General features: G+C 46.7%; 19 protein-coding genes and 1 other RNA gene. 8 read left to right on the plus strand and 12 right to left on the minus strand.

What is annotated here, in order from left to right; translation table 11 throughout:
• Window positions 1–695: 695 nt before the first annotated feature.
• On the minus strand, window positions 696–3,635 hold the full coding sequence (locus BUB81_RS04365) for a TonB-dependent receptor (RefSeq protein WP_073318932.1): 2,940 nt from the start codon (window positions 3,633–3,635) through the stop codon (window positions 696–698).
• A 670-nt stretch (window positions 3,636–4,305) separates the two neighbouring features.
• Here BUB81_RS04365 and BUB81_RS04370 point away from each other — a divergent pair.
• On the plus strand, window positions 4,306–4,581 hold the full coding sequence (locus BUB81_RS04370) for a late competence development ComFB family protein (protein ID WP_073318934.1): 276 nt from the start codon (window positions 4,306–4,308) through the stop codon (window positions 4,579–4,581).
• A 29-nt stretch (window positions 4,582–4,610) separates the two neighbouring features.
• On the opposite strand, the gene ffs is transcribed toward BUB81_RS04370, so the two are convergent.
• Window positions 4,611–4,707, minus strand: an RNA gene (gene ffs, locus BUB81_RS04375) — signal recognition particle sRNA small type.
• A 67-nt stretch (window positions 4,708–4,774) separates the two neighbouring features.
• Window positions 4,775–5,833 carry a Glu/Leu/Phe/Val dehydrogenase dimerization domain-containing protein gene (locus tag BUB81_RS04380; RefSeq protein WP_073318936.1) on the minus strand — a complete coding sequence of 353 codons (1,059 nt, stop codon included), beginning with the start codon at window positions 5,831–5,833 and terminating at the stop codon, window positions 4,775–4,777.
• 191 nt (window positions 5,834–6,024) lie between these two features.
• On the opposite strand from BUB81_RS04380, the gene BUB81_RS04385 reads away from it, so the two are divergent.
• Window positions 6,025–6,492, plus strand: coding sequence for an Lrp/AsnC family transcriptional regulator (locus tag BUB81_RS04385; RefSeq protein WP_073318938.1), 468 nt, complete (start codon window positions 6,025–6,027; stop codon window positions 6,490–6,492).
• Between the two features lie 33 nt (window positions 6,493–6,525).
• On the opposite strand, the gene maiA is transcribed toward BUB81_RS04385, so the two are convergent.
• From maiA to pspA, 9 genes are all read right to left on the minus strand, one after another.
• On the minus strand, window positions 6,526–7,179 hold the full coding sequence (gene maiA / locus BUB81_RS04390) for a maleylacetoacetate isomerase (protein WP_073318940.1): 654 nt from the start codon (window positions 7,177–7,179) through the stop codon (window positions 6,526–6,528).
• A 59-nt stretch (window positions 7,180–7,238) separates the two neighbouring features.
• Window positions 7,239–8,249, minus strand: coding sequence for a fumarylacetoacetate hydrolase family protein (locus tag BUB81_RS04395; RefSeq protein ID WP_073318942.1), 1,011 nt, complete (start codon window positions 8,247–8,249; stop codon window positions 7,239–7,241).
• 12 nt (window positions 8,250–8,261) lie between these two features.
• Window positions 8,262–9,392: a homogentisate 1,2-dioxygenase gene (locus BUB81_RS04400; RefSeq protein WP_073318945.1), complete on the minus strand. Its 1,131-nt coding sequence runs from the start codon at window positions 9,390–9,392 to the stop codon at window positions 8,262–8,264.
• Entirely contained in the window at window positions 9,385–10,479 is a 1,095-nt protein-coding gene (hppD, locus tag BUB81_RS04405; protein WP_073318948.1) for a 4-hydroxyphenylpyruvate dioxygenase, read from the minus strand. Before hppD ends, BUB81_RS04400 begins: the two co-directional genes overlap by 8 nt.
• 200 nt (window positions 10,480–10,679) lie before the next feature.
• On the minus strand, window positions 10,680–12,236 hold the full coding sequence (gene tyrR, locus BUB81_RS04410; RefSeq protein ID WP_073318951.1) for a transcriptional regulator TyrR: 1,557 nt from the start codon (window positions 12,234–12,236) through the stop codon (window positions 10,680–10,682).
• Between the two features lie 157 nt (window positions 12,237–12,393).
• Window positions 12,394–13,191 (minus strand): phenylalanine 4-monooxygenase, encoded by a 798-nt coding sequence (phhA, locus tag BUB81_RS04415; protein WP_073318954.1) that lies wholly within the window; start codon window positions 13,189–13,191, stop codon window positions 12,394–12,396.
• A gap of 208 nt (window positions 13,192–13,399) precedes the next feature.
• Window positions 13,400–13,849, minus strand: coding sequence for an envelope stress response membrane protein PspC (gene pspC / locus BUB81_RS04420; protein WP_073318957.1), 450 nt, complete (start codon window positions 13,847–13,849; stop codon window positions 13,400–13,402).
• Window positions 13,846–14,085, minus strand: coding sequence for an envelope stress response membrane protein PspB (pspB, locus tag BUB81_RS04425; RefSeq protein ID WP_073318960.1), 240 nt, complete (start codon window positions 14,083–14,085; stop codon window positions 13,846–13,848). Before pspB ends, pspC begins: the two co-directional genes overlap by 4 nt.
• Before the next feature lie 53 nt (window positions 14,086–14,138).
• The gene (pspA, locus tag BUB81_RS04430; RefSeq protein WP_073318962.1) at window positions 14,139–14,831 is read right to left on the minus strand and encodes a phage shock protein PspA; all 693 of its coding nucleotides are present in this window, start codon (window positions 14,829–14,831) and stop codon (window positions 14,139–14,141) included.
• 197 nt (window positions 14,832–15,028) lie between these two features.
• Between pspA and pspF the strand changes: the two genes are divergently transcribed.
• Genes pspF through BUB81_RS04460 form a run of 6 tightly spaced genes read left to right on the plus strand, consistent with a single transcriptional unit; the run spans window position 15,029 to window position 21,462 of the window.
• Window positions 15,029–16,135, plus strand: coding sequence for a phage shock protein operon transcriptional activator (pspF, locus tag BUB81_RS04435; RefSeq protein ID WP_073318964.1), 1,107 nt, complete (start codon window positions 15,029–15,031; stop codon window positions 16,133–16,135).
• Between the two features lie 2 nt (window positions 16,136–16,137).
• Window positions 16,138–17,760, plus strand: coding sequence for an ABC transporter substrate-binding protein (locus tag BUB81_RS04440; protein ID WP_073318966.1), 1,623 nt, complete (start codon window positions 16,138–16,140; stop codon window positions 17,758–17,760).
• Window positions 17,753–18,784 carry an ABC transporter permease gene (locus BUB81_RS04445; RefSeq protein WP_073318968.1) on the plus strand — a complete coding sequence of 344 codons (1,032 nt, stop codon included), beginning with the start codon at window positions 17,753–17,755 and terminating at the stop codon, window positions 18,782–18,784. Before BUB81_RS04440 ends, BUB81_RS04445 begins: the two co-directional genes overlap by 8 nt.
• Complete coding sequence (locus tag BUB81_RS04450; RefSeq protein WP_073318971.1) at window positions 18,771–19,664, plus strand: ABC transporter permease subunit; 894 nt, start codon at window positions 18,771–18,773, stop codon at window positions 19,662–19,664. Before BUB81_RS04445 ends, BUB81_RS04450 begins: the two co-directional genes overlap by 14 nt.
• Window positions 19,664–20,659: a peptide ABC transporter ATP-binding protein gene (locus BUB81_RS04455; protein ID WP_073318974.1), complete on the plus strand. Its 996-nt coding sequence runs from the start codon at window positions 19,664–19,666 to the stop codon at window positions 20,657–20,659. The genes BUB81_RS04450 and BUB81_RS04455 overlap by 1 nt, the downstream gene beginning before the upstream one ends.
• Window positions 20,656–21,462: an ATP-binding cassette domain-containing protein gene (locus BUB81_RS04460; RefSeq protein ID WP_073318977.1), complete on the plus strand. Its 807-nt coding sequence runs from the start codon at window positions 20,656–20,658 to the stop codon at window positions 21,460–21,462. The genes BUB81_RS04455 and BUB81_RS04460 overlap by 4 nt, the downstream gene beginning before the upstream one ends.
• The last annotated feature ends 6 nt before the right edge of the window (window positions 21,463–21,468 follow it).

The following is a 21,468-nucleotide window of genomic DNA, read 5'->3' on the forward strand; positions in this document are numbered from 1 at the left end:
AATTTTTTTATATATAAAAAACAGCGTTACATCGATTTACAAACATTTACACAATCTTTGCCAACCGTACGCTCATATTCTTTTAGCAAATAAATTTGAACCAATCAATTAATTGGGTGGTCGGAGTGGCATTTTTACTTTTACGCTTATCAAGAGACGTTAAGCACAAATACTTACTTGACTTTTACAAAAAAACACATAAATGGAACAAAAAACCAACAAAACGACCTTGCACCTAGCAATTTTCGACCACAAATAAATTAGATAGTCAAGTTTATTTTAGATTTAAAAAGTAATGATTATTGCAATACATAAACACCCTCGGGCCTTTATTTACAAGGTACTAAAGCTATTGGCCAAGCTAGGTTCGACTCAATATCCGTTATAGATGAAGGTTATAATAGGGCGTCAGCCATTCTGCACGGAAGTGTAACCATATATTTACACATATAAAGGAGTTATTTTTATCTAAGACGGAACTTTAAGTCACGTTGACTGTTTTGTAGCCGAAGTTCAGTCTTCATGATGTTTGGCAAAGGCTAATATAGAACACAACCTCAATAATTTAATTCAAGCACGCTAGTCGAGTTAAATTTACGAATAACGACTGATGACTTGCATTGTTGAAAGACGAAAAAAAACCCTCACGATGTGAGGGTTTTTTGTTTTACGCTAATCAGAATTTAACAAACTTCTTAGTATCTGAAGTTTACACTGAATCGAACGTAACGAGGTGACTGCCAAGCAGTTGGCAAACCGAAGTTCGGGTTAACTGCACCAGAACCAGCTACATCACCTTCGTCATCATAGATTTCATTAACTTCAGTAACGGTGTCGTTATTAAGAACGTTAAAGATATCTGCACGGAGTGTCAGATCGTAATCTTCACCAATTTCTACATTATAAGAAGCGGTAAGATCTAAGTTCCAATAGCTGTTAGTGCGACCTTCTGAGCCACGTGGAGCCAGAACACCGTTTTTGTAGAATGACTCAGAACCGTACGCCTGAGCAAACACGTCTGTAGGGTGGTAACCGAATGCATTTTTCGGACGACCAGTCCAGAACTGAAGGTTTGCACCAAGGTTAAAGTTTTCAGTTACAGCATAAGAACCAAATACTTTGAACTGATGACGTCTGTCATTAGGCAGATCGCCATAAGCCCCGTCAAGTAATCCCGGTTGGTCGAACAAGGTCGTCAAACCCGCATCGTCCTGACCGTTGTCTGAACGCACATAACCTTCGTTGTTACCCCAGCTGTGTGACCAAGTATATGCTGCGTTTAACAACCAAACACCGTCCCATGCTTTTTCAAAAGTAACATCTACTGACGCATATTTACGAATTGACTCTGGATAGCCTAGATCTTCTGCAGACAGGTCCATGTAAATCATTTCACCGTCAGTTCCAGGCAGCTCATTTGTACCAACAGTTATGTCTTTGCCAGGATTAATTAGTACATACTGGTGGAAACCCGTCCAAATGTCAGTAACATCACCGTATCCATTTTCTGCCGCCCAATCAATAACTGCAGCATCGATTGCAGCATCTTCAATGGTTGTAGACAGTTCACGGTAAGTACCTTGAATTGCCATACTCCAGTCGTCACTTAGCTGGAACTGATAACCAGCAATAAATTCATCTGAATACATGGAATCAAGATTACCAGCCACAATAGCATCAGGAGCAGCGGCCTGACCGTTAGCAAAAACTTCGTCTGGACGCGTTTGAGCACCAGTTAGATTTGGAATACCTAGAGCTTCATCGGCAAAACCTTCAAACTCATAGTACTCCTGGATGTATGTTTCTGCGCCGGCCAAACGGATGTTTGTATTTGCTGCAACAGGCAAATAATAACGACCGTAGCTCGCCCATAATTTAGACTCGCCATCGCCCATCACATCATAAACAGCACCTAAGCGTAATGCCCATTGGTTATCAAGCTTCACAAAGGTTTCGCCGTTGGCATTGAAGTTTTCGAATGAGTCGTTACGGATACCCATGTTAAGTACAAGGTCATCCGTTACTTGCCACTGATCATTCACATAGAATGCAAAGTTTTCAGATTCAAAATCACCACCAACTTCATAAGTACGATGACGAACCTGGTAGATTTCATTTGCATCAGTACTGTCATCGACGTAGTACAAGTAATAAGCGCCACCAGAGTTAATTGTACTCGAAGTAGCCGTTAGTTTTTCGTAATCCACACCAAAACGAATAGAGTGATCACCAACAAACCAGTCAGCATCTACACGGAAAACTTCTCGCTCATCTTCACCTTGTTCTACAGTGAAGTTAGCAAACGTACTTGCCGGAACAAAGGCAGCAGTACTGTCATAACGATAATAAACAGCTGGGTTCGCATCCAATGCACTACCAACAGTACGGTCTTGCTTGTTGATACCATACATAGCAGATACTGAGAAATCGTCTGTCAGAATACTGGTCCATTTCACGCTGGCGTTTAAGCCACCGTCGTTTTCTTCGGTAACTGTAGGCTCGTCGTCCTCAACGCCGTCACTATAGAACCCCTTAGTTACTTTCGTTGTTCTTTCATCAGAAAAGGCGGTAAGTTCAAGAATGTTGTTTTCGGTTACATACCAGTCTACCTTTGCAACCCAAAATGTATCGTCGTCTTTTTCTGTGTAACGGTTTTCGAATACCCCACCTTCAACGATAGACTGTTGACCACGGTACGATTGTTCAACATCACGCGGGTTTACCAATACATAGTAGAATAATTTATCTTCGATTAATGCGCCGCTTGACCAGATGTTATAATCCAGTGAGTCGCTTTTATCGAAGTCGTTGTTGATTCTGTAAAGATCATTGGCTGGAGAAAAAGACGAAGGACGATCTTCGCGTAATGAATCAGGCTCATAGTAAGCGTTTACGCCCCACTTGAATTCGTTTGTACCGCTCTTAATTTTGGCGTTAATAACACCACCAGTTACGCGACCAAACTCTGCTGAATAACCACCTGTTTTTACTTCAAACATGTCGTACATATCGAATGGTGGTTCACTAGAACCAACACCAGTACGGAAGTTAGTGATGTTCAGGCCGTTTACATAATAAGCATTCTCACCTACAGATGCACCACCGATAGAAGGTAAATCACCGAATGCAGAGTCACCACGCGTTGTGCCTGGCGCCAATAAAGCAACTGACGTCAAATTACGAGGCACCGGAACTTTATCTAAAGTAAGCGTGTCTACAACAATACCTGTAGTCGAACTGGTAATGTCTACCATTGCAATTGAAGAACCAACAACTTCAATTGTTTCAACATCTTCACTTGCCAGAGAGATATTGATGTTAGTTTTACCACTGATACCAACCGCTACACTTTCTTGAATGGTTGTTTTGTACCCGCCCTTTTCGGCAACAATTTTATAATTACCTGGAGGTAGTAATGGAAAACGGAAAACGCCATTTTCATCAGTCACAACTGAGCGGGTCAGACCGGTTTCCAGATTAGTAATTGAAACACTGGCATTACTCAACTTCGCACCTGAAGTTTCAACCGCATTACCTTGAATATATCCTGTCGTGCCATCTGCATATACTGGAACAGATAAGCCTAGGCCAACCGCGATACTAATCGCAGTAAGGCTCTTTTTCATATTTATCATGTGTTGTCTCCCTGGACCACAATATTGGAATAACTAAGTCGTTTTATCTCGACTTTTAGACTGGGGAACCCCACCAAGATAATAACTGCATGATAAGTTTGGGGTCAATAGCGATAAATTATTCAATAGCAATTATACAAAATGATGAATCAACCACCTCCAAATTTTGTACACATATATTTACAAAATGTAAAAAGTTAAGCATCCTTCAGCGCTAACAACGCTAACTCAGCAAGTCACCATCCATACTATAAAAGGGGAAAGCAAAATTATAGACAAATATAAAACATAAAATAAATCAGAAAATACATATAATAATACACATTAAAATTAAATATTTTATTGCAAATAAAACGTAAATATACGAATTAATTATTACTTATTTATTACCACTTAACTCACATAAATGTCACTTATCGCATATATTGGTATTTTATTTCTTGAAGTGTTCTGAATTTCGCCGCTTTTGTCACAATAGCTGTCCTTCGGGGCTGTCTTTTTAGGCATGAATATAGGAGTTAGGTGCTTGTGACATTTGATTGTAAAGATATTCTGTTTACCCGTGCCGCATTAATTCTCAATGTCATTTTTTTCAGATTTATAGGAATCAACTCGACATACCCTGCAGACAAGCTATAAATGAAGAGAACATAACAACAAGGAAAACACTGTGAAGTTAGATGACGACATCCATAATTATTACGAGCATCTGGTTTTAGAACGCATTGCACATCTGGGACTAGACCGAACAAAATCTGCAGACTACCTGGCTGATTTGTGTTGCCTGGCATTAAATCAGGTGCCGCCACGCTACATTCGATACGAAGTGGACATGGCATTTTATTTGCCGCAAAGCGAACGCCAACAAATGGAGATGAACGTGGAATATGCGGTGGAAAAAGCGATTAAGTTTCTGGATCAGGTCGTAAAGAAAGACGAAGAATAGTAAAAGCTGGATTGGGAATTTGGGTGGCAGGCTCTCAGCCACATCCCGGCACATGAGTCGTCTGCTGCGGCTGCTCCCTTCCGGGCCTGACCGGGTTCACAGAGTATCATTGCGAGAGGACCAAGAGCCCACCATAGAAACCTGCGCTCCTTTGCAGGAGCGCGGCGCATTATGACGACTTGTGTCGCAAAGTTCAACCCTGAGTTGTAAAACGTTCCTCAGCAATTTGATTTGCAACCAGGTTCGTCGCGCGATTTTCTGCTTCTGCGCGCTCGTAAACCTCTACCAGGGTTTCGCCAATTTTGGCAATATGTGCTCGCATAGCGTCGTCTGAAGAGTCATCCAGCTTCTGGTGATAGATATCGATGATACCACCCGCATTTATGACGTAATCCGGCGCATACACAATGCCTTTTTCTTTTAATGCGGTACCCAGTGACTCCCTTGCGAGCTGGTTGTTTGCAGCACCGGCAATAATTTTTGCCTGAATGTCAGGCAACGACTCATCGTTAATGGATGAACCCATTGCACAAGGTGCTATTACGTCCAGTGGTAAAGTCAGAATCTCTTCTGGCGCTACAATCGTTGCACCCAGCTCTGCTTCGGCTTTAGCTAATCCTTCAGGATAAATATCTGCCACGTAAAGCTTGGCCCCTTCGGCATGTAATTGCTTTGCCAGACGATAGCCTACGTGTCCCATGCCCTGAATGGCGACTTTTACACCGTTTAAGTCACTTTTAAGTACGTGTTGTACCGTGGCTTTTAATCCCACAAACACACCGTATGCCGTTGACGGAGCCGGGTTGCCGGTTGGCGTTTCGCCCAGAGCATTATACTGCGCCGACGTGCCTGCAATGTGTGATGACTGTGTCGCCATAGCCTGCAGGTTTTCAACGCTAATCCCTGAGTCTTCTGCAGTGATGTAACGACCATTGAGACTTTCAACAAAACGTCCCATGGCCTTCATCATGTCTTCCGTTTTATGCTTGCGCGGATCACCGATGATTACTGACTTGCCACCACCCTGTTTCAGGTTTGCCATGGCTGCTTTGTACGTCATTCCTTTAGAGAGACGAAGTACATCAGTCAGCGCTTCAGCGCTGTTCAGATATGGCCACATGCGACACCCACCCAATGACGGGCCAAGGTTCGTATTGTGAATGGCAATAATGGCTTTTAAGCCACTGGCTTCGTCATGGCAAAATGCCACGTGTTCATGTTTATCAAATTCCGGGTGATCAAAAACAGACATAGGGTAAACCGTTCCTGGACAAGAAAACGCTATACTAGCGCACACCACTGAGGACAGGTTTTGCGAGTTTATGCCGTTTAATTTACAGCGTAGAACGGCAATTTTTTTCGTCAGTGCTTTGTAGGATGTATATCCTAGTATTATAATGTACGCACAATAACTATCATAATAGCGAAATCACGAGTACCTTAATGAAACTGGATAAATTCGACCGCGAAATCCTACGTGTGTTGCAGCAAGATGCCACGATTTCCATGGCAGATCTCAGCCAACAGGTTGGCTTGTCGCACACCCCTTGCTGGCGTCGGGTTAAGCGCCTGGAAGCCGAAGGGATCATCCTTCGCAAAGTGACCTTACTCAACGGCAAAAAACTCAATTTAGGGGTGTCGGTATTTATTTATGTCTCGCTGAAAAATCACGATGGCGATTCACTTACCGACTTTGAAAAAGCCGTTCAGTCCATCGACGAAATTGTAGAGTGCCACACCACCAGCGGCGAGAAAGACTATCTGTTGAAAGTGATAGTGGAAAGTATTGAAGAGTACGAACACATTCTCAAAACCAAGCTCACGCATCTCCCCTGCGTCGATCACTTAAGTTCCACCTTTGCGTTGAAACAGGTGAAGAACACAACGGCGCTACCTATTAAAAGTCAGTAGCAAATTCGATTTCTATAACATGACATCCCGACGCTATTGCGCGTCGGGTTGATTTTCCGGTTCTGCCTGCTGAAACGCTTCTAACGCCTGGCAATTATCGTATATACGCAATATGAGTGGGTAGCGTGTCATATCAACACCAAATCGCTTCGCGTTATAAACTTGTGGCACCAAACAAATGTCAGCCATGGTGACATCAAAATCAAAACAGAATCGTCCTGCCTGAGTCTGTAGTCGACGCTCGATACCATCGAAACCTTTTTCAATCCAGTGTTTGCACCAACCGTTAGTCTGGTCACTGGACAACTCATACTGATTAGACAGTGACTGCAAAACACGCAGGTTCGCCAGCGGCTGAATATCACAAGCAATATCTTGCGCCAGTCCTCTCACTCTGGCCCGCTCAACCGCATGAGCCGGCATAAGCGAATAGGGCTCAGGGTAACGTTCATCAAGGTACTCAATAATACTCAGTGATTGGTTCAGAATAATGTCTTCGTCATCATCAACAAACGTGGGGACTAGATGTGAGGGATTCAGGGAATCGTAAGCGGCCTGGTGTTGTTCGCCACCGTCTTTAACTAAGTGCACCGGCACGTATTCATACTCCAACCCTTTCAGGTTCAGCGCAATGCGGACCCGGTAGGTAGCCGAAGAACGCCAGTATCCATATAACTTCAAACTCATCATGGATTTCCTAATTGTGCGGTACCCGCCAATCGCAGGTACCGGTTAGCACGTAGCCGTTAGTTCAGCACACTTACGCGTTGCTCAATGGCACCAAAAATACTTTGTTGCTGGTCATCGAGCATTTCAATACGCACAGTGTCACCGTTGGCCATAAAACTGGTCGACGGTTTGCCATCACGGATGGTTTCAATCATGCGAACTTCGGCAATACAGGAGTAACCTACCCCTCCCTGAACTATAGCAGATCCATAATCAGTGCCCTGTTTATTTGACACTGTACCTGAACCAATTATCGTTCCCGCGCCCAGATTCCGGGTGCGAGCCGCATGCGCAACTAACTGAGCAAAGTTAAATGTCATGTCCACACCGGCATTAGGTTTACCAAACAGTTCATTGTTATAATGGGTCTGTAGCGGCAGATTTACCTTAGTATCGGTCCAGCTGTCACCCAGCTCGTCAGGCGTCACAGCTACCGGCGAAAAAGCACTGGCCGGCTTGGATTGATAAAATCCAAACCCTTTAGCAAGTTCACCGGGAATCAATCCGCGCAATGAAACGTCATTTACCAGCATCAGTAGTTTGATGTGATTACCAGCCTGTTCTGCTGTAACGCACATTGGTACATCGTTAGTGATAACCGCTATTTCAGCCTCAAAATCGATTCCCATTGCAACATCTGGCACAACCACATCGTCGTAAGGACCAATGAAATCGTCACTACCGCCCTGGTACATCAGCGGATCTGTCCAGAATGATTCTGGAATTTCTGCGCCTCGGGCTCGGCGTACCAGCTCTACGTGATTGACATAGGCACTGCCATCGGCCCAATGATAAGCGCGTGGTAAAGGCGAGTGACAGCGTTTCGGGTCAAACGCCTCGCATTCAATTTCACCACTGTTGAGCTTTTCATAGCGCGACTGCATTTGCGCCTCAAGCGCATCCCAGTTATCAATAAACTGTTGCAGAGTTTGCGCAACCGGCGCCGCCGACACTGCGCGTGTCAAATCGCGGCTTACCATCATTAACTCACCATCACGCTGCGCATTCTTATAAGTAGCAAACTTCATTCTGTTCTCCTGTTAACCTTTCCAGCTGTACACGTATTCCGCGTTTTCTACAGCCTGACTTGCTGCCGTGATCTCAAGCGCATCGCGGGTATCGAGCATGACAGCAACTTCGTCGGTAAAGGTTTTCTTATGTGCCTGACCGGCAGCAAACGCTTTTGGATGAGGCCCGTGGGTAAAGCCTGCCGGGTGGAACGTCACCATGCCCGCCTCAATGTTGTCTCGACTGAAAAAGTCACCCGCGTGATAAAACAACACTTCATCAAAATCGTCGTTACTGTGATAGAAAGGCACCTTGAGCGCGCCAGGATCGCTTTCAATAGGGCGCGGTACAAATGTGCAAACCACAAAACGCTTAGCGACGAACGTCGTATGCGCTGACGGCGGCAAATGATAGCGATGGCTCATTAACGGACGAATATCCCGCCAGTTAATTTTCATTACTGTCAGGTCACCATGCCAGCCCTGAGCATCCAGTGGATTAAACGGGTAAGTTATCCGCGACAAACGTTGATGTCGCTTCACCTCAACCTGCCAGGTATTTTCATCCTGCTGTGCCAAAAACTGGTCGTTAATCTCGGGATAACGAAGCATAGCCGGATCGAAGATGGCGTGATTACCTACCAGGCCTTTTTCGGGCAACTGGTAACTATCGTCCGTTGCTTCGATCATCAGCAACTGCATTGGCACGCGAGGCGCCAGTCGCCACATAGTAGAGCGAGGGATCACAACGTAATCCCCTTCTGTTACCACAAAGTGACCGTAATCACAGTATAAGTCACCTTCTCCCTTGTGCACGAAGAGCAAATCGTCTCCATCTGCGTTACGAGCCAGCTTTTGCATCGGCTCATTACAATGCCAGAAACGATACTGACAATGGGCGTTATGCAAAATAACCGGAGCCGAAAACGGCGAGTTGCCTTCAGCTAGCTGATTAAGCTGCATCAGGTCGAACGCACGTGGACGCAGCTCCCCTTCCCACTCAGTCCAACCTGTTGGCGCATGCTTATGATGAATATGAGATGCCGGGCCAAAAAAGCCGTCCCGTCCTACTTCGCGTTCATACAGTGCCTGCTCAGGTAAATCAGCATGGGCCTGACGGGAATGCAGGCCTTGCTTTATGGGAAAGCGCGCTGGATTACGCATTGTCACCCTCGGCATTCAATACACCGCGACGGATTTGGTCTTGCTCAATGCTCTCGAACAAGGCTTTAAAATTGCCTTCACCAAACCCTTCATTGCCTTTGCGCTGAATGATTTCGAAGAACACAGGACCAATTACCGTGTCGGTGAAAATTTGTAGCAAAATGCCATCCTGCTCTGGCGCACCATCAATCAGGATCCGCAAATCCCTTAGCACATCAATCGATTCACCGTGACCCGGAATACGGGTGTTCACAGCATCATAATAAGTGTCTGGAGTATCCATAAAGGCCAGCCCGCGCCCTTTCAGCTCTGATACTGTTTTATAGATATCGTCGGTAGATAAGGCAATGTGCTGAATGCCCTCACCGTTGTAGGCTTTTATAAACTCCTCAATCTGAGAGTGATCATCAACCGACTCGTTAATTGGGATGCGAATACGGCCACAAGGTGATGTCATGGCTTTACTTACCAATCCGGTGAGCTTTCCTTCGATATCGAAGTAGCGTATTTCACGGAAGTTACCGATGTTCTCGTAAAATTCAGCCCATACCGCCATATTTCCGCGTTTCACGTTGTGTGTGAGATGGTCGATTAACTGCAGGCCGGCATCCGCTTTTGCAACACGCTCCTGCCAGTCGGGATAGAACGAGAAGTCAACGTCGTAGATGCTGTCTGAGCCATAGCGGTCGACAAAATAAAGCGTGCTTTCACCGATACCGTAAATCGCCGGAATATTCAGCTCCATGGGCCCCAAGTTGCCGCGGAACAGCTTGCCACCATTGGCCAGGGCATGTTCAATGGCTACCCCGGCGTCTTTCACTCTGAATGCCATGCCGCACACGCTCGGCCCGCGCAAGCGCGCAAATTCTTCAGCTTGTGATGCGGGTTCTGCGTTGATAATAAAATTGATATCACCCTGGCGAAACAACCATACACGCTTGGATTTGTGAACAGCGACTTCAGCGAAGCCCAGTGAAGTGAACAGCGCTTTTAGCACCTCGATGCCCTCATCATTCGCTGCCGTGTATTCGACAAATTCGAAGCCGTCAGTGCCCAGAGGATTGTAGTTATTAGAATGCGTTGTCATTGATGTCTCCGATTAACATGTTTGCAACAATATAATCAGAGAACAGCCTGCGACAGAAGCTTTAGCAATCAGACAATTAGCAAGCTGTATTTACATCTTTTGTAAACATAAAGTAACAGGTTGATATAAACCTTTTTTAAGACACAAAAAAGCCGCGCAGAGCCCGTCAGCGCGGCTTTGTCGGCATTTCAACAATGTAACTATAGCTTTACAGTGGCTTTGTTTATGCCATATTCACGGAGTTTATTGGCGATCGCCGTATGACTTAACCCCAGCTTTTTCGCCAGTTGACGAGTACTTGGATACGACGGATAAAGTTTCTTGAGCAAATCACGCTCAAACTTCTTCACTTCCTCATCGAGCGTACCTTCGAAGTTTTCATCGACGTAGGTCATGCTGGGTGTACAACTGGGCAGTTGAATGTCTTCTTTGGTTATTTCGTTTCCGTCCAGTAACGACAAGGCGCGAAACAAAGCATTTTGTAATTGCCTTACGTTACCAGGCCAAGGGTAATGCTGTAGGAAGTCCACACACGACTTACTGAGTTTGGCTGGGCGTCGTCCAAGCTTGGCACTATGTTGAAGAATAAATGCCTCAGACAAAGGCACAATGTCTGAGCGACGTTCGCGAAGCGACGGCACGACCAGACCCAATACGTTTAACCGGTAATACAGCTCTTTACGGAATTTACCTTCTTCTACCAATTGCCCCAAGTCCTGACAGGTGGTGCAAATAAATCGCACGTCAACGCCGACCGGGTTTACGTCACCAATGCGACGAAACTCACCATCTTCCAGTACTCGCAACAACTTTGCCTGGAGTTGGGTTGACATGTCGGCGATTTCATCGAGTAGTAAAGTACCACCTGCGGCCTGTTCAATCAGCCCCACTTTGGCCTGGGTTTGGTTGAATGTACCTGCCGCATAGCCAAACAGTTCAGTTTCAGCCACGTTATCGGGTATAGCACCGCAATTTAGTGCAAGAAAAGGTTTGTCGGCTCGGCGACTGCTCTGATGACATGCTTTTGCCAGCATTTCTTTGCCCGTACCGGTTTCACCAAAAATAAGAATAGGGGCATCGAGATCAGCAATGCGTTTTGCCTCGTCGATAGTCTGCTGCATGGTCGGCGACTGCGTGATCAATTTGTCAAAGCTACCGGTATCGTGTTGTTGAAACACAGTAATTTGCTGACCCAGACGTACTTCTGACTTCAACATTACAACCGCCCCCGCCAACACGGTTTTGTCGTCGGAATCATCGACGGTAATGGGTAAAATATCTGCAACAAAATCTTGTTGTATAAACTTCACCTTAGTGCTGTGTGGCGTTGGATTTTTACTTTCCAGCCAACGGCTGAAATTAAATCCCTTAACATACTCGCCAATCTCAGTGAGCAACAGGTCGTTTTCATCCATCTCGAGGCCGCTGGTCACTGCATCGTTGCACAACAACAGTTTGCCGCGGTTATCAATGGAAAAAACCGGATCAGGCAACGTTTGGACAATCGCAAATAATTGATTACGCTCCCGCTCACCTGGCATAAACAGCGTGGTTTTTACGTCTTCAATCCCAGGAATACGGCGAATTTTCGGCATCAAATGCTGAAAATCTTCGAATTTGATATTAGGAAAGTTGAGGAAGATTTTACCGACTTCGTCGATTTCTATACCGCGGAGGTCAATGTTATGGGTAACTAAAATATCCAGCACATCCTGGGCGATCCCGAGTCTGTCCTGACAACTGATTTCTAAACGCATCCAAACACCTGGCAGCTGTAAACTATATTTTACAGAATATCACAATTTAATAACTATTCTAGCGTAATACGCAATTAGCAACTGAAATGTTCATTTTTCCATAAAAATGCAAAAAACCGTGCATGACAGGCATGCACGGTTGCTAATTTTAGTATAGTTAGCTTGCTTTTTTCTTGGGTTCGAAGAGAGGTTCAAACAACCCCAGCTCTTTGGCTTCCTGAACAAGTGCCATCAGATCCATTTCTGAAATGTCCAGCAACTGGTCGAAGTTTTCCAGAATGTAGTAAAGCGGTTGCAGAATATCGATGCGATATGGCGTTCTGAGTACATCAGTTACCATAATGTCGCGACGAACCGGTACGTCACTTTCCAGCGCGTATTGCGTTTCTTTCGGCGAAGACAGTATTCCACCACCGACAATGCGCAGGCCGTCGTGCTGTTTTACCAAACCAAACTCAACGGTGAACCAGTACAAACGAGCCAAAAAGACACGGTCTTCTTTACTCGCAGCCAGACCCAGTTTGCCGTATGTTTCTGTAAATTTGGCAAAGGCCGGATTGGTCAACAGCGGACAATGTCCCATAACCTCGTGGAAAATGTCCGGCTCTTGTAAGTAATGAAAGTCTTCTTCGCTACGAATAAAGGTGGCAACCGGGAAACGCTTGTTCGCCAGCAATTCAAAAAACTCGGCAAAGCTGATCAACGCCGGCACCGCAGCGGTTTGCCATCCGGTAGCTGCCTGCAGCGCCCGGTCTATATCAGGGAGCTGGGGAATAACGTCAGGCTGCAAGCCCAGTAACTCCAGGCCGTGAAAATACTCATCACAGGCTCTGCCTGGTAGCAACGCCATTTGTTGGTCATACAATGCCTTCCACACGCGGTTCTCTTCCGCTGACCACTGAATAATTCCGCCTGGGCCGGGAGTTTTTGAATGATATTTTAATTGCTTAGCCATACACCGAATTTAGTTAACAATTTATTGACTAAAGTGTAATGATTTTGGCGCTCAGCAACACTCCCGAGCGCTTCACACCTGCTCATTCGATGTAACATTAAATTTACAAAATACGACTTAATGACACTGCCGGAAATTTATAAAAGGCATTAAAAAAGCCCGCTAAATCAGAGACTAGCGGGCTTGTTTATGTTGGTTGAGTGCAGTGCTATAAACGGCTGATTTCGCGGTTTAACTGATACTCTCTGGACGTTACGTAAGTTTCAATTTTGCGCAAACGTTTTTCGATTCCCTGGAAACGGTTCGCAATATCGTGAAAAGCTTGTCTTGGCGGCTCACCGGCCTGCCACACCTTGGTTTTCACTTCTACGCGCTCGTTGTCGTCGGCTCCACCGGCATCACTGTTCCGCCATCCCTTGCTGGTGTCGCTGCCATCGCGGTAGGTGGGCACTTGCTCCACGTTCGCCGGGCGCTTGTCAAAAATAAACCAGCACGCAATGTAGGTAACGAAAACAAACGGCCCTGCAAGTAAGAAAAACGCCGTGACCGTCAGGATACGTACCAACCAGACTTCAAGTCCGAAGTACTCGGCGATGCCGGCGCACACACCGGCAATCCGGCCGTGCTTGGTGTCACGATAAATCGTTTTCTTAGTCATGCGCGATTTCTCCACTCAGGTGCTTCTGAATCAAGAATTGCTTCCAGGGTTTTAATTCTGTCTGCCATCATTTCGGCTTTGCCAGCCAGTTCCTGTAGTGCAATCTGATCTTCAGCCGTTAAGCCCTGGTTGACCTGCTTCTTACTGCGATAGTGCAGAATCAACCAGATAGGTGCAACAAAGATCAAAAAGATAATCAATGGTGCAAGTATTAGTGCAACCGTGCCTTCATCCATAATATACCTCCGATATGAAGCGCTGAAATCAATCAGCCGAATACGTTATTAACTTATTTCGCTTTGGCTGATTTGCCAGCAGGCTTTGCAGACTGCTTCATTTTGGCTTTCAATGCTTCCAGCTCATCATTAATTTTATCGCCGGCTTCTAACTCTGCAAATTCATCGTGTAACGATTTTTTACCCAGGTCATACGCTTCGACTTGCGATTCAATGTCGTCAATTTTGCGCTCGTATTGCTCAAAACGTCCCATTGCTTCGTCGATTTTACCGCTATCCAGTGTTTTGCGAACTTCCAGTCGCGAAGTCGCGGTTTTCTGACGCATGATAATGGTTTTCTGACGTGCCTTGGCATCGGCCAGTTTTTCCTGCAGCTGTGCGGTTTCAGTTTGAAGCTTACCGATTTGTTCTTCAACAATCTGTAGCTCTTTGCTGAGTGACTCAGCCGCTTCGTTACTCTTTTTCTTTTCCTGAAGCGCTGCGCGTGCCAGGTCCTCACGGTCTTTGCTCAGTGCAAACTCCGCTTTGGCCTGCCAGTCTGCGGCATCCGCTTCCGTTTTACTAATTTGTGCCACGATGTCCTTTTTACTGGCAATGGTTTTGGCTGACGCTGAACGTACTTCTACCAGCGTGTCTTCCATTTCCTGGATGATCAGGCGAACCATTTTCTCCGGATCTTCAGCCTTATCGAGTAATGCATTAATATTTGAGTTCACAATGTCAGTGAAACGCGAGAAGATACCCATAATTACTTACCTCTGGCTCGTGTTGAAAACGAATGGTTAATCTTGGTACTAACCATACAAATACCCTGCCAACTTCAAAAAATATTTTAACACACTGTTTTTAAACAGTTTAAATAGAAAAAAAGAAATACTCGAATCGGCATCTTTTTTAATCTACACTATTAATTGGTCGATTTGGCTACTTTTTGAGGGAATTAATGAGTCGGTTTCGCCAACAGGACAATTTGCTCGGGCAAGCGAACAGTTTTTTAGAGATTCTGGAACAGGTTTCTCAAATTGCGCCGCTAAATAAACCCGTATTGATTATCGGTGAACGTGGAACCGGTAAAGAACTCATCGCAGCGCGTTTACACTTCCTGTCAAAACGCTGGGATCAAAACTATGTGAAGCTCAACTGTGCCGCGCTGAACGAAAATTTACTGGAAAGTGAATTGTTCGGGTATGAAGCCGGGGCATTTACCGGCGCAGCCAAACGCCGGGAAGGTCGTTTTGAGGTTGCTCACAACGGTACCTTGTTTCTGGATGAGCTGGCCAACACCTCGGGATTGATTCAGGAAAAACTACTGCGTGTTATAGAATACGGTGAATTTGAGCGCGTAGGTGGCAGCCGAACGTTAAAAGTCGATGTTCGACTCATTGCCGCAACCAACGAAGATTTACCTTCGCTGGCAGACTCAGGCGAATTCAGAGCCGACTTACTCGACCGACTTGCTTTTGATGTTATTACCATCCCCCCGCTTCGCGAACGCAAAGACGACATTTTATTGCTGGCAGAGAACTTTGCCATCAACATGGCGCGGGAACTGGAAATGGAACTGTTCAGTGGCTTTACCGAAAAAGCCAAGCGGACCCTGCTTGAATATGACTGGCCCGGTAACATCCGTGAATTGAAGAACGTGGTAGAGCGGGCCGTGTACCGTTGTAATAATCCAAACCTACCGGTGCACGAGATTATCCTCGACCCGTTTGAATCTGCATTTCGTCCACAGGCCAGAGTCAAAACCCAGGATAGGATTGCACAATCGCCGTCAACCGCACCGACAGATACTCAGCCGGTTGCCTCGGCGCCAACAGCTCAGCCAGCGGCAGCTGAACCTCCAACACTTATGCCGGCTATTGCAGACTATCCGTTGGATTTAAAGCAGCTCAGCCAGGATTACGAGATCAATATGATCCAACAGGCATTAGCTGACAGTCAGTACAATCAGAAAAAGACCGCTGAAAAGCTCAGTCTGACTTACCATCAACTGCGTGGTTATCTGAAGAAATACAACCTGCTTGATTCCACGGCCGAGGAAAACTGATCATGCGCTATCCGTCAGCCAGTCATTTGCTTACGGTTATTTGTTTTTTTAGCCTGGCTGGTTGTTCGCCGCAAAAATACAGTGAAAAATTTCAGGAAGGGCTGGTGTATTGCTCTGAGAGCGATCCGTTATCGATGAATCCACAATTGGATACATCAACCACCACGGCCGATGCTACCGCACACCAAATCTATGACCGCCTGTTAGAGTTCGATACCGAAACCGGCCGTATTCAACCGTCTTTGGCCAGCGAATGGTCAGTCAGTGAAGACGGCCTGATTTACCGATTTACGCTGCGGCCAGATGTGGTGTTTCACAGTACCGCCTATTTCACGCCTACCCGACCGTTTAATGCATCAGATGTGGTGTTTTCGTTCAATCGCTGGCGTTTAACTGAACACCCGTTTCACCGTGTTTCCGGTGGCTATTACCCGTATTTTGAAAGTCTGGGCCTGGCGTCAAACATTGCTGATATTCGTCAAATATCTTCGAACGAGGTAGAAATAGCGTTGTTCGAGCGAGACAGCTCTTTTTTGGCCAATATCGCCAGTGACTTCTCGGTCATATTGTCGGCTGAATACGCTGACTATCTGATGTCCATGGGAACGCCCGAAGAGCTGGACGAATTCCCGATCGGTACCGGCCCTTATCAATACCAGAGCTATAAAAAAGACCACTATATACGCTACAACGCCAACCCTTCTTACTGGCGGGGACAACCCGACAGTAACACATTGATTTTTGATATCACGCCCAAGAGCTCCCTGCGACTGGCAAAACTCATGACCGGTGAGTGTGATGCGATTGCATTCCCGGCCCGAGTCGACCATGAAATTATTCGTGAACGCGACGATTTGGTCCTGGCTGAGAAAGCCGGTTTGAATATTGGCTTCTGGGCCTTTAATACCGAGCGTCCGCCGTTCGACAATCCGGATGTTCGCAAGGCGCTGGCCTATGCCATCGATAAAAACACCTTGTTGGAAGCCGTGTATTTCGACAGCGCGACCCGCGCCAGGTCCTTGCTACCAGCTGCGAGCTGGGCGTATCAGGCTGACGCCGATGACACTGGCTATAATCCGGTACTGGCGCGTAAGTTACTGGACAATGCCGGTGTACCACCCGGGTTCACTATGAATGTATGGGCCATTCCGGTAGAGCGTGCCTATAACCCCAATGCGAAAAAAATGGCAGAACTCATTCAGAATTACCTGGCGGAAATCGAAGTAAACGTGAACATTGTGAGCTACGACTGGACCACATTCAGACGCTTGCTAAGAGAAGGCAATCACGATTCAGTGTTAATTGGCTGGTCTGCTGACAATGGCGACCCGGATAACTTCTATCGGCCGCTGCTAAGTTGCGATGCGATCCCTTCCGGCACCAATCGCGCACGTTGGTGTGAGCCTGCCTACGATGAAATTCTCGACAAGGCGCTGCAAACCGAAGACATTGAAGTGCGAAAAGCGCTATATTTGCAAGCTAATCAATTAATTTTTGAAAAACTTCCACTGGTGCCTATTGCGCATGCATACCGCTATCAGGCCTACCGGAAAGAACTCAATGGCATGATCATCAATCCATTCGGTGGCGTTCGACTTGGCGGGGTAACCAAACCCCGTGATTAATATCCTACTGCGCTACACTATTTTGTTTGTGCTGACATTGCTGGCTTTGTCAGCTTTGTCTTTTACATTGATATACCTGTTCCCTGCAGAGCCGATCATCAATCTCACTGGTATCACCCCGCAGAATAGTATTCAACACGATGCCCTTGTTCGCCAATACCGGCTGGACAGTGCCTATTTAATTCAGTTTTGGCACTACCTGGAGCAGCTATTCAGCGGCAACTGGGGCTACAGCCTGATCTCGGGTCAACCACTCAAGGAAGAAGTACTTACCGCGCTCCCCGCTACCGTAGAACTTAGTACATACGCGATGATGATTGTGATATTGGTGGGTATTCCCATTGGCTGTTATAGCGGTTTACGCGCCTACACGAATGCCGATTTCACCATTAACTCGCTCAGCGTCACCGTCTATTCGGTACCGGTATTTTGGCTTGCCGTGTTGTTTATACTGACGTTTAGTCTGCAATTTGGCTGGTTGCCTTTATCTGGCAGACTGAACTTATTGTTCGATATACCCAGTCAGACCGGCTTTTTGTTCATTGATATTCTGCTTGCAGATGACGTTGATACCTCTCTGGCCATGCGGGATGCATTCTTGCATCTGATTCTGCCGACGTTGTCGATAGCCTGTATTTCAACGGCGGCGATTATTCGTATCACCCGTCGCTCTATTATTGATGTACTCAATAAGCCCTATATCACAGCAGCTAAAGCGCGCGGACTATCAAATCGCCAGATATTTTTCCGGCACGTATTGCGCAACGCGCTGCTGCCAATATTGCCGCTCATGGCCATGCAGATTACAACCCTGATCACGAACGCTATGATTGTAGAAACCTTGTTTTCCTGGCCAGGTATTGGCAACTGGCTTATTCAGGCAATTTATCAGCGTGATTATTCAGCACTGCGGATTGGCATGCTGGCGGTATCGACTCTGGTAGTCATTATTACCATTTCGATAGATTTGTTTAACCGGTTAATTGACCCCAGCAGGGAAAAATTCGAAAGTGTCACGATTTAGTCTCTACGAAGATGAAATTCGCCCGTCACCGTGGCAGCACACATGGCGCGAGTTTAAATCCAGTCACGTAGCTCTGGTGGGGTTAGCGATTCTGCTGCTGTTTGTCTTCTTTGCATTCTTCGCTCCGTTGGTTACGCCTTATGATCCTTTATTCCAGAATACGGAGTCCATTTTAGTGGCCCCAAGCTGGCACCCGAATGGCTCGATTACCCATTTATTTGGCACCGATGCACTGGGCCGGGATCTATTTTCACGGATTATGTATGGCTGCCGGGTAACCTTTGGTACCAGTCTTCTGGTGGTCATCATCGCCATGGCGGTGGGCGTGTCTATAGGCACCATTGCGGGCATGTTAAGCGGAGTGCGCTCAAGCGTCGTCAATCACTTACTGGATGCGTTAATGGCCATCCCTACCCTGCTGATTGCCATTATCATCGTTGGTATTTTAGGCAGTGGTCTGGTCAACAGTATGTGGGCCATCACACTGGCGCTTATCCCGCAGTTTATTCATCACACCCGTACCTTTGTGCGCGCCGAAATGAAAAAAGACTACATTCAGGCGTCGACATTGGACGGCGCAAATCGCCTGCAGATTTTTTACTATTCAATTTTACCCAACATGATTGAAATGCTGGTCGTGCAAGGTACCCTGGCCTTGTCTATTGCCGTTATTGATATAAGCGCCCTGGGCTTCCTGAATTTAGGCGCACAGCCGCCATTACCCGAGCTTGGCGCTATTCTGGCAGCAGGTCTGGATGTCGGGTATTTGTCGCCGTGGAATATTGCCATTCCGGGGATCGCCATATTCCTGATGGTACTGTCGATCACCGTGGTAGGTGATGGCCTTCGTTCAGCATTGAGAAAAAGGGTAAATCGCTAATGCCATTGTTAGACATTAAAAACCTTACCCTTGAAATCAATACCGGCTCCCAGTCCATTAAAGCGCTGGATAAAATTAACTTAACGGTGAACTCCGGCGAAATTCGCGCGCTGGTTGGCGAATCGGGTTCAGGGAAAAGCCTGATTGTACAAGCCATCGCTGGTGCTACGCCCGGCAATTGGCATCTTACCGCCGACCGCATGAGTTGGAACGGTGAAAACTTGTTGTCGATGTCTGTTGAGCAACGCCGTCAGGTATTGCGCAAAGACATCGGCGTGGTGTTTCAACACGCCATTGCCTCGCTCGACCCTTCCGTGACGTTGGGAGAACAGCTTGAGGAAGCCGTACCGGATGAATTAATTGAAGGTAAGTGGTTCTGGCAACGCGCTCAACAACGGCGCAGGGAAGTCATTAGTACCGTGCACAAAGTCGGAATAAAAGATCACAACCACTACCTGCGTGCTTATCCCCACCAAATTCCAACCGATATCGGGCAAAAGCTGATGCTGGCCATGGCGTTGGTGAATCAGCCTAAAATGCTGATAGCCGATGACCCGACCCGAGGCATGGAAACCACCACCAAGGTGCAGGTACTGAAATTGCTCTCGCGGTTGAACCAAACACGCTCACTTGGCATTTTATTCGTCAGCCACGACCTGCTGGCGATTGCCAGTATGTCGCATACCATGACGGTATTGTATTGCGGGCAAACCGTTGAGTCCGGCAAAATGAAACACATACGCAAGCGTCCATTGCATCCTTATACCAAGGCGCTATTAGACAGCGCGCCCAGTTTCAGTAAAGATTTGCCGCCCAAGTCCCAGTTACCCACACTGGCGGGGACGATCCCAACGCTACAGCACTTGCCTATTGGCTGTCGTTTAGGGCCGCGCTGTCCAAGAGCACAGCGCGCCTGCGTAAACGTTCCGGCGGTGCGTAAAATCCACGATCACAGTTACAGCTGCCACTTCCCGCTGCATATGGAGAAATTATGAAGCAGGTATTGGATGTCAGTGGCCTGACGTTCAGGCACAGCAGTAAAAAACGTTGGTTGAAGAAACCTGAGATTTTTTCGCTAGGCCCAATTGATATGCAGGTAACCAAAGGCGAAACCATTGCTATCATTGGCCAGAACCGCTCGGGGAAATCACTGCTGGCAAAAATGCTGGCCGGCGCGGTAGAGCCTGATGAGGGTAATATTCACCTCATGGAAGAGAAGTACTGGTCTGTTCGACATCGCGCAGCGCGCAAAAATGCCGATATCACCGGTATTCGTATGATCTTTCAACACAGCAGCGAGTCCATGAACCCTGGCATTACCGTTGGCCAGATACTCGATGAACCTCTGCGTTTGAATACGGGCCTGTCAGATGCTGAACGCAAGGCCCTGATTGCCGATACCCTGGTGAAGGTAGGGTTACTGCGTGAGCACATCTACTTTTATCGGCATATGCTGTCTGACGGACAGCAACAACGTGTCGCCCTGGCCCGTGCCATTCTGCCCGAGCCCAAAGTATTAATTGCCGATGAACCATTCGCGGCATTAGACCCGACGATACGATCACAAACCGTGAACCTGATCTTAAAGCTGCAACAAGAGATGGGGCTGGCTTTTATATTTATTTCTCACAACCTGGGGATCGTTCGACATATCGCCGACCGGGTGATTGTGATGGATGGTGGTCAGATTATAGAGAGTGGAAAAACAGAGACCATCTTTCGATGGCCTCAGCATGAAACAACCAAGAAACTGGTGTTGTCTTATCAGTCACTGATCCCGCAGCAAACGCTGCGGTGATCAGCA

This window comes from Marisediminitalea aggregata (assembly GCF_900129565.1).
Taxonomy (GTDB): domain Bacteria; phylum Pseudomonadota; class Gammaproteobacteria; order Enterobacterales; family Alteromonadaceae; genus Alteromonas; species Alteromonas aggregata.